This window comes from Oceanobacillus sojae, from assembly GCF_900162665.1.
In the GTDB taxonomy this organism is placed as follows: Bacteria; Bacillota; Bacilli; order Bacillales; family Amphibacillaceae; genus Oceanobacillus; species Oceanobacillus sojae_A.
The window spans coordinates 775,172-790,310 of the sequence record NZ_LT727812.1; the positions used below are offsets into that span (position 1 = coordinate 775,172).

17 protein-coding genes are annotated in these 15,139 nt (G+C 35.4%); 5 read left to right on the forward strand and 12 right to left on the reverse strand.

All coding sequences use genetic code 11. From position 1 onward, the window contains the following. Positions 1-653 precede the first annotated feature (653 nt). Positions 654-1,922, forward strand: a complete 1,269-nt coding sequence (locus BN1068_RS14565; RefSeq protein WP_077603577.1) for an aspartate aminotransferase type Ic — start codon at positions 654-656, stop codon at positions 1,920-1,922. Between the two features lie 118 nt (positions 1,923-2,040). On the opposite strand, the gene BN1068_RS14570 is transcribed toward BN1068_RS14565, so the two are convergent. The 10 genes from BN1068_RS14570 to BN1068_RS14615 form a co-directional block, all read right to left on the reverse strand. Next, entirely contained in the window at positions 2,041-2,541 is a 501-nt protein-coding gene (locus BN1068_RS14570; RefSeq protein ID WP_077603578.1) for a hypothetical protein, read from the reverse strand. A gap of 54 nt (positions 2,542-2,595) precedes the next feature. Then, positions 2,596-3,468: a DNA-3-methyladenine glycosylase family protein gene (locus BN1068_RS14575; RefSeq protein WP_077603579.1), complete on the reverse strand. Its 873-nt coding sequence runs from the start codon at positions 3,466-3,468 to the stop codon at positions 2,596-2,598. A gap of 29 nt (positions 3,469-3,497) precedes the next feature. Continuing rightward, a complete protein-coding gene (locus tag BN1068_RS14580) occupies positions 3,498-3,941 on the reverse strand; it encodes a GNAT family N-acetyltransferase (RefSeq protein ID WP_077603580.1) in 444 nt (147 codons plus the stop codon). A gap of 33 nt (positions 3,942-3,974) precedes the next feature. Then, complete coding sequence (locus BN1068_RS14585) at positions 3,975-4,454, reverse strand: GNAT family N-acetyltransferase (protein WP_077603581.1); 480 nt, start codon at positions 4,452-4,454, stop codon at positions 3,975-3,977. A 65-nt stretch (positions 4,455-4,519) separates the two neighbouring features. Further along, the gene (locus tag BN1068_RS14590) at positions 4,520-5,419 is read right to left on the reverse strand and encodes a PhzF family phenazine biosynthesis protein (RefSeq protein WP_077603582.1); all 900 of its coding nucleotides are present in this window, start codon (positions 5,417-5,419) and stop codon (positions 4,520-4,522) included. A gap of 82 nt (positions 5,420-5,501) precedes the next feature. After that, entirely contained in the window at positions 5,502-6,755 is a 1,254-nt protein-coding gene (locus BN1068_RS14595; RefSeq protein WP_077603583.1) for an MFS transporter, read from the reverse strand. 552 nt (positions 6,756-7,307) lie between these two features. Further along, positions 7,308-7,751: a hypothetical protein gene (locus BN1068_RS14600; RefSeq protein ID WP_077603584.1), complete on the reverse strand. Its 444-nt coding sequence runs from the start codon at positions 7,749-7,751 to the stop codon at positions 7,308-7,310. A gap of 56 nt (positions 7,752-7,807) precedes the next feature. Beyond that, on the reverse strand, positions 7,808-8,218 hold the full coding sequence (locus BN1068_RS14605; protein WP_077603585.1) for a hypothetical protein: 411 nt from the start codon (positions 8,216-8,218) through the stop codon (positions 7,808-7,810). Positions 8,219-8,302: 84 nt separating this feature from the next. Then, positions 8,303-9,535 (reverse strand): MFS transporter, encoded by a 1,233-nt coding sequence (locus tag BN1068_RS14610; RefSeq protein ID WP_077603586.1) that lies wholly within the window; start codon positions 9,533-9,535, stop codon positions 8,303-8,305. A 5-nt stretch (positions 9,536-9,540) separates the two neighbouring features. Beyond that, positions 9,541-10,584: an ArsR/SmtB family transcription factor gene (locus BN1068_RS14615; RefSeq protein WP_077603587.1), complete on the reverse strand. Its 1,044-nt coding sequence runs from the start codon at positions 10,582-10,584 to the stop codon at positions 9,541-9,543. Positions 10,585-10,896: 312 nt separating this feature from the next. Here BN1068_RS14615 and BN1068_RS14620 point away from each other — a divergent pair, with 312 nt between their 5' ends. Continuing rightward, entirely contained in the window at positions 10,897-11,664 is a 768-nt protein-coding gene (locus BN1068_RS14620; protein WP_077603588.1) for a DUF2087 domain-containing protein, read from the forward strand. Between the two features lie 12 nt (positions 11,665-11,676). Further along, entirely contained in the window at positions 11,677-12,207 is a 531-nt protein-coding gene (locus BN1068_RS14625) for a DinB family protein (RefSeq protein ID WP_077603589.1), read from the forward strand. 299 nt (positions 12,208-12,506) lie between these two features. Here the strand turns inward: BN1068_RS14625 and BN1068_RS14630 are convergent, their stop codons facing one another. Beyond that, the gene (locus BN1068_RS14630; RefSeq protein ID WP_077603590.1) at positions 12,507-13,766 is read right to left on the reverse strand and encodes an MFS transporter; all 1,260 of its coding nucleotides are present in this window, start codon (positions 13,764-13,766) and stop codon (positions 12,507-12,509) included. Beyond that, entirely contained in the window at positions 13,763-14,248 is a 486-nt protein-coding gene (locus BN1068_RS14635; protein ID WP_077603591.1) for an ArsR/SmtB family transcription factor, read from the reverse strand. The genes BN1068_RS14630 and BN1068_RS14635 overlap by 4 nt, the downstream gene beginning before the upstream one ends. 363 nt (positions 14,249-14,611) lie before the next feature. On the opposite strand from BN1068_RS14635, the gene BN1068_RS24010 reads away from it, so the two are divergent. After that, the gene (locus BN1068_RS24010; RefSeq protein WP_254846779.1) at positions 14,612-14,896 is read left to right on the forward strand and encodes a GNAT family N-acetyltransferase; all 285 of its coding nucleotides are present in this window, start codon (positions 14,612-14,614) and stop codon (positions 14,894-14,896) included. After that, a complete protein-coding gene (locus tag BN1068_RS24015; protein WP_254846780.1) occupies positions 14,887-15,117 on the forward strand; it encodes a GNAT family N-acetyltransferase in 231 nt (76 codons plus the stop codon). The genes BN1068_RS24010 and BN1068_RS24015 overlap by 10 nt, the downstream gene beginning before the upstream one ends. Positions 15,118-15,139: the final 22 nt, after the last annotated feature.

The following is a 15,139-nucleotide window of genomic DNA, read 5'->3' on the forward strand; positions in this document are numbered from 1 at the left end:
GAAATAACAACAAACATATAAATAACAGAAGTATTTTTGAAAAAGTCCAAAAATGGAGTTTGCTTCTTCCTAAAATTTATTATAAAGCAGCTCCATAAGAAGGTTATTGAAACCATCAAATTTGTTTAATAGTGCTGCAGAGATAATGATGTTATATGTATAAATCTGAACACCTGCCTATATACATAATTCACCATATTTAACATTTATCCTGCTTTTATAGCTGTATTTTCTATATGTCTCCCAAACAGACTGCCATTCTTATCAGAACACCTCAGTTATCCATCGAAACAAACCTCTGAAGGACCAAAAAAGAAGACGTATTGGAAATATAATAATTTCGGGAATCCAGAAGAAAATATCGAGCAGAAAATCTCTTGTTGTGTAATCTCCTTTATTCTTTCTGCTTTTTCTTGTTTTTGACTTTTTCTTTCTCCACCATTCATTCATAGATTTCAGTTCTCCCTTTTTATATTGTTATATTAGCTTACGAATTAAAGCCTGCAAACGTTTCAATTATCCAATTATTTGAAGAAAAAATATCTTAACTGACAAATTTGCAACTTTCCGCATTTCCCCATTGCAATTCCCATTGAATGCAATAAAATAATAACAAGAGACAAAATCAAGGTAAGTAACTGCGGAGGGATAAAATGAGCGAGTTAAAACAGATGGATCATTCCAGTCTGCAAAATCTTTATAATAAAGCAAAACAAGAATTTGAATCTATTAAAAAACAGAATCTGGCTTTAAACATGGCCAGAGGAAAGCCTAGCGCTGAACAGCTGAAATTATCATTGAAACTATTAGACAGTGTGAATTCTGAAAATATCGGTGATCATCTTTCTGTTCTGAATTACGGTCTGGTTGATGGGATACCGGAAGCAAAAGAATTGTTTAAGGAAATGCTGGGAGTTAACACAGAAGAGATTTTAATCGGAGGCAACGCCAGTCTGAATATCATGCATGATCTTATTTCAAAAGCATTGATTAAAGGTGTTGTCGATAGTGAAGCTCCTTGGGGCAAAGAGGATAAAATTAAATTTATCTGTCCGGTCCCCGGTTATGATAGACATTTTACGATTTGTGAACAGTATGATATCGAAATGATCTCCGTCGATATGCTGGAAGATGGTCCGGATATGGATAAAGTGGAGGAGCTTGTCCGAAATGATGCATCCATCAAAGGTATGTGGAGTGTTCCAAAATACAGCAACCCTGATGGTGTTACATACAGTGATGATGTCGTGGAACGCTTAGCTAAAATGGAGACCAAAGCAAAGGATTTTAAAATTTTCTGGGATAATGCTTATGTTGTACATGACTTAACCGACCATTCTCCAAGATTAAAAAATATTTTGGAAGCATGTAAAAAACATGGTAATCCGAACAGAGTATTTATGTTTGCATCCACTTCGAAAATCACTTTTCCTGGAGCTGGTGTCGCAGTAGTAGCAGCAAGCAAGGAAAATATAAATTTTATTAAGGAACAGCTCAGCGTGCAGACAATCGGTCCTGATAAAGTAAATCAGCTGCGCCATGTCCGCTTCTTTAAAAACTATGATAATATCCTGGTACATATGAAGCAGCATGCGGATATTATGAAGCCTAAATTCGATGCAGTATTAAATATACTCCATTCCAAATTAGATTCCTATGGTGTTGCCACATGGACAGAGCCTGACGGCGGCTATTTTATCAGCCTGAATACCATGGATGGCTGTGCTTCTGAAGTAATCAGACTTGCCAAAGAGGCCGGAGTAACATTAACCGGAGCTGGAGCAGCCTTTCCATATGGAAAAGATCCGCGCGACAGAAATATTCGCATTGCACCATCCTTCCCAACGTTAGAGGAAGTAGAGCAGGCAATGGAGGTTTTATGTATTTGTATTATCCTCGTAAGTACGAATAAGCTTTTATAAAATAAGGAAAAAATCATTTGGCGTTAAAGCGTTAAATGGTTTTTTCCTTAAATTAAGATTTAAAAGCAGGGGTCAAAAAACCGATCCTGGTTCTGCACAAGAGCAGTAAACATAAAGGTTACAGCAGAAAATAAATTACAAAGAGAATTAAAGTAGTCCAAACAAAAGAAAACATAATTTTATTTTCATTCGGGATTGTATTCCTTTTTGCTTTATGGATAAATGACAAAACAATTATATTTATTAAAAACAGCATATAGTAAATCATGATATATATTATCCAACGGTGATTCTCTATGAAATCACTTACTGAATCTATCAAAAAGAAAATCAAAACGAAAGAGACAGCAAATACAACAGGCATCAGGACGTACATTTTATCCCATAACGGATGCTTTAAGAATGTGTGGCTTTTCTTCGTTTGAAAATACATTAACAGGCTTAGCAAACCAATAACAGCTGTTATAAACAAAAACGTCATCAACATAGATCCACTTACTTCCATACTTGAAGAAGCAGGTATAGCAATCTCTGTTTTAAACAAATCTGCTATATAGGCAAGCACTGCCAAAGAAATAATTATAATTCCTTGAAATAATGTCCATCGTAAAAAAAACATAATCAATTAAACTCCCTGCTCCATTTTTGCTTCAACATTCCCTGCATCTGAAGATTACCTGTCAAACCAATAAGCCAAGAATTTATACACTCCCCACTCTTTATATAACTGATACAGCTGTGCTTTAGGAGGAAGTTCCCCTGCGAAATATTTATTTTTCACATGCTTCTTAAATTCACTGTCTACCGGCAAGTAGTCATACCTCCCTAACAGCATTAAAATGTTGCTGAGCGCATATGGTCCTACCCCTTTAATTTCTTTCATTCTATGAACAACTTCTTCTGTTGGAATTTCCGGATTTTTGAGTACGTCTAGGTCATAGACGCCATTTACTATATTTAATGCAAGCTCATAAATATAATCGCTTCTATATCCCAATTTAACAGTTTGGTTTAGAAATTCCCTATCTTTCTTTAAAACTGCTTCAGGTGTGGGAAACGTAAATAATCCTGAATCGTCCGAATATCTTTCGCCTAAAAGCGTTACAAAATTAGTTGTCATGGAAATCGTCCGGCTCCAGGTAGTATTGGTAGTAAGAATCGTCTTTACAATATCCTCAAATATACTTGGGGACCGTAATAGCCTGCCTCTATTTTCTGTCACGATTTCCTGCATGTCCTTGTTTTCTGCGCACATTTTATAAAAGGCGCTATAATCCTCATCCAGCCGGTACATCCAGCTGATTTTACGAATTATCTCTTCACTTTCTTTATTTGTTAAGGTCTTCTTGTCCTCTATTTCAATAATTAATTTATTATTATCTTGCTTGATGTGAAGCATAACGATCTTACCGGTTGATAATTTTTCCACTCTGTTCAAAGCACTCATATCATCATTACTGTGGAAGGGAGGCAGCATATACCAGCCATGATCTGTAGTTGCTGCTTTGAAATTAAATTTTTCTGGTAATTCAATGACCTTTTTCAAGATAATCTCCTCCTGATCAAAGGGTGGTTTTAAAGTAATGCTTTCACCATCATGCAGTAACTGCTTCCAGGCGGATATCCTTCTATTTCACCGACAACCTGATATCCATTCATTTCATAAAAAGAACGGGCTTGAAATTCAAAAGTTGTTAATAATGCCTTCATTGCTCCCGTTTCTTTACCAATCTTCTCTGCTTCAGAAAGAATTCTCTTTCCTAAGCCTTTTCCTCTATGCTTTTCATAAATCCAAAAATAATCAATCTCCAGCCATCCCCAGTAAACCTCTGCACTTAAACCGCCAATCCAATTATTATCGTTATCAGAAACAATAATATTTATTGGACGTACTGCTTCTTTTTCTCTTATTCGCCTATGGTGGGGGGAGTGCTTATTATTATAATCTCTAATCTTCTGGTGTAAAAAATCGGTAAATTTGTTGTCTTTTTCTAAACAAATATCAATTTTATGCTCCATTTTTTCAACTCCTTATCCTATGATAACAGCTTTTTAAATCAACCATTTAGACAAAAGAATTTCATCCCGAATCGGAATCCCATCATTCCCTAATTGCGGTATTTCCGGCTTGCGTTCTCTTGCTCTGTCCACTGCTCCTTTAAGTAGGGCGCTTAAACAATATCCACGCTTCTGATAAAATTTTAATGCATGTAAATTATCATTTGTAGTAATAAGTTTGATTTTCTGACAGCTTCTTTCCTTCGCCATATGTTCTACTTCCTGAATTAAAGCTGATCCAATTCCTTTGCCTTCTTCCATACTGTCTAAAGAAATTACTTCACACTCACTTTCAGTTATAACATAGGAGATATAACCGATTATCTCTCTGTCTTTATTTAACACTGCAAATCCTTCCAGGGTGGTACAATCAAAAACACCGCTGGAAATAACCATTTCCGGGCTTCCCCATTGCTTTATAAAAAAGGCATTAATTTTATCTTTCAGTATCTGTTCAGATCGTTTAATTTCCACGTTATTTCTCCTTTGATTCAAATCATTTCTAACTCATTTATTGAGCTGCTATCTACCGGGATGCTTTAATCCTTTATCATCACATTTAACTCATTAACAAAAACCGCACTTCCCGTAATTTGAACATCATACGATTCGCCATTCTTAGAGACCTGAACACCAACTCTGCCATCCCTGCCAATTTCATTCCCCTGTTCAACCACAAGCTTCAAAGCGTCTTTCGTATCTTTTCTTATGTATTTGGCATAATAAGCACCCATTACTCCTGAAGCAGTCCCAGTAACTGCATCCTCAACAGTCCCTGAATATGGGGAGGAAAAATGCCGGGCATGCATATCAGCTTCCTCATCATATGCTTCCATACAAAATGGATGAACAGATGACTTAGGCATTTCTTTTAAAATAGAAGGGATATTTTTATTATTAACTTTCATTCTATTAAAAGCTTCCAATTTTTTAATTGGGATTAACAGTGTCCATGTGCCAGTACTCCCGTATAAAATCGGGAAATTATCATGTATGTCGTTTTCCTCCAGCCCGATCGAATGTGCTAAATCTTTTTTTGAACCATGAAATGCTTCAAATATTGGCGCAGTCTGATTCATTGTTATTCTAATTTCTTTTTTAGCAGTCGAATGAAGCTTTATGGGTAAAACTCCAGCTCTTGTTTCAATCGTTAAGTCTGTCTTTTTACCTAACAATCCCTTTGTTTTTAACGCATACACTGTTGCCATTGTCGCATGCCCGCATAAGTTCATTTCATGTCCCGGTGTAAAAAAACGTATGCCGAGGTCTGCTTCTCCCGATTTAACCGGGAAGGCCGTTTCATTAAATCCTACCTTAAATGCAATTTCCTGCATTTGTTTATCTGTTAATTCATCTCCGTTTAGTACAACTCCAGCCGGATTTCCTTTATCAGGTACTTTACTGAACGCATCATAATGATACACTTTCACGGATTTCATGATATATTCCTCCAATGCTGATATTAAAATTCCCGATGAGTATTCATATTCTTTCATCGGGAATTTTAATATATTGTTCTGCTTACACTTTTCTTTTCCTGTAAATAGGTTCAACCTTGCTTAATTTCACACCAAATTTTTCGTAGCTGATCAGGATAAAAGCCGGGATTAAAAGGATACACGCACCAACAATCAAAGCAATCTTTCCATCAAATAATTCCGGAATAGCTCCTGCTAAAAAAGTACCCAGCATCGTGAATATTCCGCTAATAACATAGGTTGAGCTCCGGACTCTCGATAAAAATTCATCCGGAGTAATCCCTTGATGCACAGCTCCCTGTACAATAAATGCCATGGAGAGAGCACAATCAAAAATGGCCATGCCAATGCACATAATAAGAAAAGTATCTGTGGCTGTAATCATCACTATACCTATTCCGGAGATAACCATTAATAAGCTGATCAGTGTAACCCAATTTTTATGTTTGAATTTATTTATCAAAAAGATGCCTGCAATATTACCAACACCGGCACTTGATAGTAAAATACCAATTAACCCTTCCGATAATTCCATCGTTATTCTGGCATAAAATATAATGGTTAATGTAATAAATACCGTAGTGAAGCCTAAAATACACATTACTAAAGTGCTGATCAGCTGTTGCGGATTATCTATCAAAATCTTCAAGCCATCTAATGACTTTCCTAAAAACGCATTCAATTTATTTTTTTCTGACTCTTTCGTTTCTATTTTTTTAAACTCTTCCGCGTTACGGATAAAAGCAATAAATATAGCAGATAAAAGTGATAACACTGCACAAATAACCAATGTTAATACGGAATCTGTTTTTGCTAATAATACTCCGCCCAATGCCGGTCCGATTACGGTGGCAATAGCATCAGCAGCTTCGATATTTGTATGTGCTCTTAATAAGTTTCCTCTTCCTGCAACAGCAGGTATCATCGAAGTAAAAGCTGTCCGGCTGATTAATGCAAGTAACCCCATTACGAATAACAAGGAAGCAATAATTACTGCATTTACATTATTTGTTGCTATCAGAAAAGCAAGTATAAAAATACCTGTTCCATATAGGAAGTGACAAACCCCAGCAACTCTGACCTTATTCTTATTTTCCACCCATGTTCCAATAGGTATAGCAAACAAAATCGTTCCTATTTGCTGTGATAAAGCTACAAGCGCTGTAACCAGCGGCGAACTGGTTAATCCTAATACAACTAACGGAATCACTAATTCTCTAAATCTGCCATTTAAAATAGAAAGAAATTCTGATCCCCACATACATCTGAAATTTCTATTAATCAATAATGTCTTCAATTTAACTCTCTCCTCTATATGGGAGAAACACTGCTTTCAGGAAACATATTTGTTTTACTTAATTATCTCTTTTCAGTAAAAATTCTTATTCAGTTTTACAGTTTTCTCCCTGTTTCATATTGGTTAACTATTTGAACAGAGAGAATGTTAGATTGGATGACTCATTTTTATTTAGCTCCTTAAAATTACTCAAAATTATTCTTTACATATCAGACAGACTATACTGATTCTCAACTTCTATTTTCTAGACCTTTACCCATTTATTCTGCGAGCTTATACTAACAGGAAATAAATATTCAAAAAATCAGACTAATTATAATTTGTCGTTATATGCATATGTATTCTATTTACATGCCCACGCATCCGTCCCCTTCCTTGCATTCTTTTCCTTTTATAACCTTATACTAAATCAGCAAGGATAATTATTCAATATAAATATATTATCTTTAATTATTATTTACTATATTATTTTCGGCTTAAAGCATGGCCAGACGGAACCTTTTTTGCTTCTTTTAAGTACCTTTTTATCTGACAGCCGAGGAAGATTTCACTTTATTCCTCATCTGTTTCTTCCACCACAAAATACGGAGAGGCTTCCGCATCAAATATAATTATACTAGGTGACTGACCTTCACCATCCACAGTAATTTCAGCTTTATTGTCTCTTATCCAGCGAACATTCGCATTTGATTCATTCAGTGATTTCAAACCATTATTTACTTCGGTATCTACGTGTTCCCCATCATACTTTATTCGAATAGTATAGGGTCCAAAAAGGAACGGTTCTCCTTTTTCAACAATTTCAATTGTGTTTGTTAGTTTTGGAGAAGTACTAGTTAGAAGTGTATCCTCTTTAAAATTCAATTGGTAAAGGAATACCGCAGCAATCAAAATAAAAGGTCCAAATAACAGCAATAATCCCCATGCCAGGCAGCCTAACTTCCTTAAAAATTTCTTCTTTTCTAACTCTACTTCCAGCGCAACATTTTGATCCATGATTTCACCAGCTTTTTGACTGTAGTAAAGGCAATTCTTTTTATTTATTTCATGCCCTATTCTAAACCATACTTCTTCCAGTCTACAATGCTGGAGATAATTTGAATTATAAATAGAACTAATAAAAAGATTCCAATGGAAAATAAGGCTACATATCCGCTAAATAGCAAAAGTCCGGCAGACATAATTTGACCCGGTATGTGCCTTTTAATAAATGCTGCGAGACCTGCCAGTACCCCTGTGGCTATAAGAGACCAATAAACCCATGGTGCTGCTAAGGTTATTCTACCCTGTAAAAGGTAACCAAGAAAAATAACGAGAATCAAGAGAAAAAGTACACCGTTTAGAATAAGGAAAATAGTTGAGGTTAAACTCTTTTTCTTTCGCACATCACTTACGGCAGCCAAGAATGATACAAACAGCATTACTATTGACAATATCGGCAATACATCAAGTAAAAACACCACGCTTCATTCCTTCCCTGAAAGATATTAAACCCATTATACCACAGGAAAATTATGAATATTCCAAACTGAATTTGTCCTCTTCAATTATGGTGCTTCTCTTTCAACGATCATACCCTCCTTCTTCTCTTCTCTGACCACTCGAATCAGCGATAACGAAGAAAGGCTCACAATAGCACCAAATAGCATTAAAATCACAGCCGTCGAGTACTGTTCTATAATCAAGGATCCAAATAATTGACCCAAAGGGACAGAAGCACCTAACAGCATGGAAACTAAGCTCAATACTCTTCCCATCATCTCTTTCGGAATCATAGTCTGGTACATGGTATTTAAGCCTACGCTTGCGAAGCAGACTCCTAATCCTAATAAACCAGCTGCAACAACTGTTGCATAATAATTTAATGCAATTCCCATAATAAGCAGCGCAATGCCTTCAAGCAGCAAGCCTGCCACTGCCATTCTGTATTTATCTTTAAATACATTGAACATAATCATTAGTGATCCGCACATTGCACCTGTGGCAAGAATAGAATTAATAAACCCTAAACCAGATGCACCTACATCAAATACATAATCACTCATATACGTGAAAAATATCGTCAGCGGCGCTAAGAAAAAATTAATAATAATCCCGCCGACAATAACCAGAAATAATAATGCCTTGTCTTTTTTCACATATTGAAAACCATCCAGCATTTCGGAGACAAATGATTGTTTCCCATCTTTTTTATGGTTATTTATACGCGGAACCTTTATCCATGATTCTGTTATTGCTGATAGGATAAATGCAGCACCGCTGATAATTAATAAAAAGCCAATATTTCCAACGAATCCAATCAAAACGCCCGCGAGCGCCGGTCCTAAGATATTACTCCCTTGTGTACTGAGCTGGTTTAATGAATTCGCTTTTGTCAGCTGCTCTTCTTGAACCAGTAAAGGAATACTGGAATTTGCGGAAGGATTGAATAAGGCCATAGAAGCTGCTAAACAGACTAATAAAGCATACAATAAAGGCAGTGCCAAAGAGCCATTTAACATCAATATCGCAATAATTAGCATTGTACTTCCAGTAAAAATATCCGATAGAACCATGATTTTCTTTTTATCAAAGCGATCTGCTGCGACGCCTGCTAATGGTTGAATAATAATTGTTGGCACGGTAAAGCACAGCACCGTCATCCCCAAGGACAACGCAGATCCGGTTTCCTGCATTACAAACCATAGAATAGCAAGATTAAAAAAGCGGTATCCAAATCTTGATACAGTTAACCCTGCCCACAGCAGTATATAATTACGATTAACAAACAATTCTCTCAATTGCCTTACCTCTCTTTCGCTATCAACATATCGGACATACTTTGCAACGCTTCTTCAATCAGCTCCTGATTTGCCTGATAAAAAATTTTATTTTCATATCTTTTCGCTGTAACTAGACCTAAATCAGATAATTTTGAGATATGATGCGAAATGGTCGGGCTGGACAGATTTAATTGCTTTGCCAGCTCAAAGCCATATCGCGGCTGTTGATTTAATTCTTTTATAATTTTAATTTTCGTCCGGTCAGAGAGCGCTTTTGCCAGATCAATCACCTTATCCTCTTCCCTGCTTTCGTCCATTGTCTGTTCAATAAGCTCCGCACCAATAAGATAAATAGCTATGTCACTTTCAGAGCTATAAGAAAATAAAGAGCTGGTATGATAAAAGTAAGACGGAATCAATATAATTTTATTTGGTTCATTTGCGTCAGAAGCATCAAAATGCGGATTAGTTATTTTGTTCAATTGTTTCCTGTTCATTCCCGATAGTTTATGAATACTGTCTTCATGATACGCGTTTATTTTCTTTATGAAAGGCTGGTATATCTTCTCGTTGATTTCTGCTACTACCTTTAAAAAACGTTGCTTCGTATTTCCCTTATCAAAATATAAATAAAATAACTTTGCCTGTTCAGAAAACGGTAACGCAGAGGATTGAATATATGAAAATACTTCCTGCCCATCCGTATAATCCTCTATTTTTTCTGGTGACGAATAGCCACTGCTTAAAAATGCGGAGATGATTTCTTCAAACTCTAATTGCTCCAGAAAACTTAAAAAGGCTGGTATATCATGCCATTTATTATGCCGATAAAGAAGCTGAACAAATGTTAATCCAAAAAAACTATCCTTATGAAAAAAGCAATCCAGTTCCTTTTTCGTTTCATCAGATAGCAAAGAAAATGAATCCTGTATAAACTGGTTAAAGCTTTCTTTTGTGCGATGCTTTTCTGATTGCATGTATTCATAATTATTTAAACGGAACATGAGCGCGAGTAATTCAAATACATCAGATTGTTCTACATAATAATTATCGGACAAGTTTTCCATAACATTTAACCTCCATCAAATATGTTGTTTCAAGTATATCTAATATCGGAATAATTACAAGTTATTTTTTTGTCCTTTACCCTTTCCATGATGAAATTTATTTGGACGTTTTCCTAACCTTGTCCATTTCTATTCCAAACTTTTATTTAAAAATAAGAAGGAGTTTCATACTTATAATTAGTTAAAAGAAGCATTATATTTTGATTTTTCGCTTTATTAACCTCTATTCTCCAGTCTAAAAAATATTGAATAAATATGGACGTTATTATATAATGTTTGTAAATAACCAAACAAATGAAAGGATCGTTTAACATGTCATATGAAAATCATTTTTGGGATGCCACAGTTGAGGATCTTTCAAAAGGTTATTTTTTTGATGAGAGTACCGACAGCTATGGATGCGTGCTATGTAATGAACATTTTGAAGATGGAATAATTTTTCCCATAGACGGCGTATTATACGAAGCAAAAAAAGCAGTTATTAAGCATATTGAACAGGAGCATGGTTCTGTCTTTGATTATTTGATTCGACTTGATAAGAAATACACCGGCTTGACAGCCCATCAAAAAAAATTACTTACCTTTTTTTATCAGGGGTTAACCGATAAAGAAATCGTCAAAGAACAAGGCAGCGGAAGTCCTTCCACTATCCGGAGTCACCGCTTTAACTTAAAGGAAAAGGAAAAACGGGCAAAGGTTTTTCTGGCATTAATGAATCTGTTAAATAGAGAATCTCATCAGGAAAACGATCATAAATTTATTCCCTTTCACAAGGGAGCAAAAATGGTGGATGATCGTTACGCGATTACGGAGGACGAAAAAAAGAAGGTTTTATCAACTTATTTTAAAGACGGCCTGAATGGTCAGCTGGACAAATTCCCAAGTAAAGAAAAAAGGAAGTTGATTGTTCTGCAAAATATTATAAACCATTTTGAATTAAACAGGATTTATACGGAGAAGGAAATAAATACTGTATTAAAGCCTGTCTACAGCGATTTTGTTACGATTAGAAGATATTTAATTGAGTATGGTTTTATGGAGCGCAGTAAAGATGGTATGGAATATTGGGTAAAGAACTAAGGAGGATACAATGTGAACGAAAATAATGCGCTGCTAAATAACATTACATTTCAATTTAGTATCTCTAAACAGCTGCTGGAATATCATCTTACTTCACTGGAGCAGGAAGAATACAGGTGGCTGTCACCAAATGCCGGGCTTTATCTTAAAGAGGCAAACGGAGAATGGTATGCTGATTTTCCTGAAACGGAAGCTTATCATATTGGAACTCCCAGCCTCGCCTGGACATTATGGCATGTTACTTTCTGGTGGGAAATGGTATTGGATCACGCTTTCGGAGCTGGCACACTGACGAAAGAGGAAATTAAAGTTCACGAAGATGTTGAATCGGTAAAGACATCTATCCATTCTCTTATCACAAAATGGGAAGAGGTCTTATCAAATATAAAGGAAGAAGACCTTTACAACAAAGCATATACTGCATTTCCATTTAATAATGAGGTAGAATTTCATCAATTAGCTTCATGGTTAAATCTCGAACTAATGAAAAATGCTGCCGAGATTGGCTATGTCCGTTTTGAATATGCCTCTGCTAAAAAATAGCTTTATGGTAGAGGAAAGCTATTGTGGAAAGCTTCCCCTCTACCTTTTCAGCATTCTTCTAATTAAATAAATAACAAGAACAACAACGATAACAGCAATAATCATTCCTGGGATGCCGATGTTTCCCATCATATATATCAATCCCTCCTCTAATTTACTATGATTTAGATTGAAAAATTATCCATTTCAGTACTTTCATTTTAACCTGTCTTTTAGTTTGGAATCAATGAACGCAGCAATAAAAATATATTTTTCATGGTTTGATAAATTCCCTGCATAACCAAACTTACTGAACTCAGTTAATTTGTCTCTGTTCTATTAAATAGTTTCACATTGTCAATACTTGGAAGTTTCCGTAAAACAGAGCTGCCTAACCAAAAAATACTGAAGATAATCATGGAAGCACCGCAAATTATAACCGGGATTTCCGGTGCAAATGTTTCGCCGAGGAAGCCTCCAACCAATGCTCCTACAGGCATCCCAATTGATGCTGCACTTGTTATTAAGGTAACTACCCTGCCTATAAACGCTGTCTCTACCTGTTTCTGTATGGATGAAAACACAAGGATATTCAGGACTCCAATTGAAATTGCGCCAATACCGAATAAAATCATAGATGCTGCTAATGGCAATGTTGCAGTGCCTATCCACACCAGTCCTGTACCAATATATGAAAATATGATTAATTTCCCAAAATCAAAGTGCTTTAGCTTTGGTGTAAGTATCGTACCGAGCATGATTCCTAAGGACATGGAGGCAAGATAAAATCCATACATCGCTTCTACTCCATTTCCTTTTATAAGGGAGAAAGCAGGTAAATTTGTTGTCATGATAATCATAGCTATATTTACAAAGATAATTGAAAAAATCATTTTAGGAATTAGTGAATTTTTTATATAGTTAAAGCCTGCCCGAAGATCTATAAAATAAACGTTAACTGCAGAGCCTATCGACTGAGCTCTATCTCCAGAAAGAGCCGGCTGTTGAAAATTAAAAAAGGCATAGGATAGGCTTACTAATAAGAGACATACAGCAGTAATTGTAATAGCTGGAACTGTACCAATTATAGTTATAATAATCCCTGCGCCAGCAATAAAAGCAATATCCATTGCTTCCCGAATCGTTTGTAAAAAGGAGTTTGCTTCCACGATATTATCTTTGCCAACAATGATTGGCAATATCGTCGATTCGATCGGATACGTATATTGTGTAAATAATGCAGTGATAAATAATAAAGCAATAACATACCAGACATGTAATCCAATTGTGTAATGCAGCAACGGGATTGTGAATAAAATAAGTGCTTTTATCAGATTGCTATAAATCAGGCTGCTTTTATATTTCGCATAGTTCGCTAACGGAGCAATTAAAAAAGACAATGCGCCGGCAGAAGTTATCGCAAAAAATGCAAATCCGGAATAGAGAACACTTCCACTCAAATTTAACACGAGCAGCATCCCCGCAACGGAGTATATTCCATTTCCTAAACCATTCATAAAAACACCTATAATTAGGATTAAAAAATTTCTTTCTATCATAAACGGCTTTAATTTTTTCATTCCTTTTCCTCCCCGCTGAATTCTTTTATAAGGAATTCTACCGAATAGGATAACTGCTCTTCTGTATCCTTTTCCTTGTATGATAAATGACCATATTTATAAAAAAGATTTTCAAGATCCTCACTTAATTGGGCAACAAGTTTTTTAGACAAATAAATATTAGCGGTTCTGCCATCTACATACCCTGGCGGAGATGTTTGCTCCGGGTTCTTAAATGATATCGCTTTAGCTCTGTAGAATTTTTCAACAATTCCTTTTTCTGTACGGACACTTTCCACTTCTAAAATATCGTGTTTAACGAGCTGCTGAATATGATAATAAATCGTCCCTGGATTTTTACCCATTAAATCTGCAGTTTGTTTAGGTGTCATTGGCTGCTCATAAAGCAAAGCTATCAACCTTGATCTTAAAGGACTGGATATTGCTTTTTGTTGCTCCCAATTTATTTCCATAATTTCACTTTTATCAAAATCCTTATTCATTATTATCCTCTCCCTTTTTTTATATTTATAAATCGATTTGGATTTACAAATCATATATTTGTATTTATCATACGATTTGGATTTACAAATGTCAATGATTTTTCTGATTTTTTTAAAATTAATTTTAGAAAGGAAGATTAAAAAACGTTAGGAATTCCTGTATAATCTTTAAATAGTTACTAATATATTGTTACATTTACCTGCCCTTTTAACTTTGAATTTAGGAAGGAATCAAATAAAAAACGTTAGAATATCTTACTTTAAACAAAACATAAAGTGATTTTTATACAGGATTGTGAAGCTATACCTGATATATCAAAGCAATTACATTTGAAAAAATATTTAAAAGAAAGGATGCTATAAATGCCGCCAATTACCTCAGAAAGACTATTATTTCGCCAATATCATGATAATGATTTTGATTTTCTGATGTCTTTATTATCAGATCCTGAAGTAGTCCGTTTCATTGGAAATGGAGAGACACGGGATGAAAATGGAGGAAATAAATTTTTGAACTGGATATACAGCACCTATGAAGCCGGTGAAAATATATGTTTAAGGCTTTTAGTCCGTAAAGAAGATAATGCACTAATCGGGCATGCAGGTATTGTCCCCAAACAATTGATGGTACCATGGAAATGGAAATAGGCTATTGGATATCCCGTAAATATTGGGGTAAAGGATACGCTACTGAAGCAGCTGAGGCACTGTTAGATTACGGCAACAACCAGCTTGATACTCAAAAATTTATCTCATTGATTCAGCCTGATAATATTTCTTCCCAAAATGTGGCGAGAAAAATTGGAATGGAATTAGATAAAGAAATTGTGCTGGACGGCAGAAATGTAAATCTATATTCTACTAAATAACCAATGCTTCTTCAGTTATATG

Excerpts from the sequence above, each read along its gene's own strand:
- BN1068_RS14565 (WP_077603577.1), top strand. The coding sequence starts at position 654 with ATGAGCGAGTTAAAACAGATGGATCATTCCAGTCTGCAAAATCTTTAT.
- BN1068_RS14570 (WP_077603578.1), bottom strand. The coding sequence starts at position 2,541 with ATGTTTTTTTTACGATGGACATTATTTCAAGGAATTATAATTATTTCT.
- BN1068_RS24015 (WP_254846780.1), top strand. The coding sequence starts at position 14,887 with ATGGAAATAGGCTATTGGATATCCCGTAAATATTGGGGTAAAGGATAC.
- BN1068_RS14590 (WP_077603582.1), bottom strand. The coding sequence starts at position 5,419 with ATGAAATCCGTGAAAGTGTATCATTATGATGCGTTCAGTAAAGTACCT.
- BN1068_RS14615 (WP_077603587.1), bottom strand. The coding sequence starts at position 10,584 with ATGGAAAACTTGTCCGATAATTATTATGTAGAACAATCTGATGTATTT.
- BN1068_RS14600 (WP_077603584.1), bottom strand. The coding sequence starts at position 7,751 with ATGGATCAAAATGTTGCGCTGGAAGTAGAGTTAGAAAAGAAGAAATTT.
- BN1068_RS14630 (WP_077603590.1), bottom strand. The coding sequence starts at position 13,766 with ATGAAAAAATTAAAGCCGTTTATGATAGAAAGAAATTTTTTAATCCTA.
- BN1068_RS14620 (WP_077603588.1), top strand. The coding sequence starts at position 10,897 with ATGTCATATGAAAATCATTTTTGGGATGCCACAGTTGAGGATCTTTCA.
- BN1068_RS14635 (WP_077603591.1), bottom strand. The coding sequence starts at position 14,248 with ATGAATAAGGATTTTGATAAAAGTGAAATTATGGAAATAAATTGGGAG.
- BN1068_RS24010 (WP_254846779.1), top strand. The coding sequence starts at position 14,612 with ATGCCGCCAATTACCTCAGAAAGACTATTATTTCGCCAATATCATGAT.
- BN1068_RS14580 (WP_077603580.1), bottom strand. The coding sequence starts at position 3,941 with ATGGAGCATAAAATTGATATTTGTTTAGAAAAAGACAACAAATTTACC.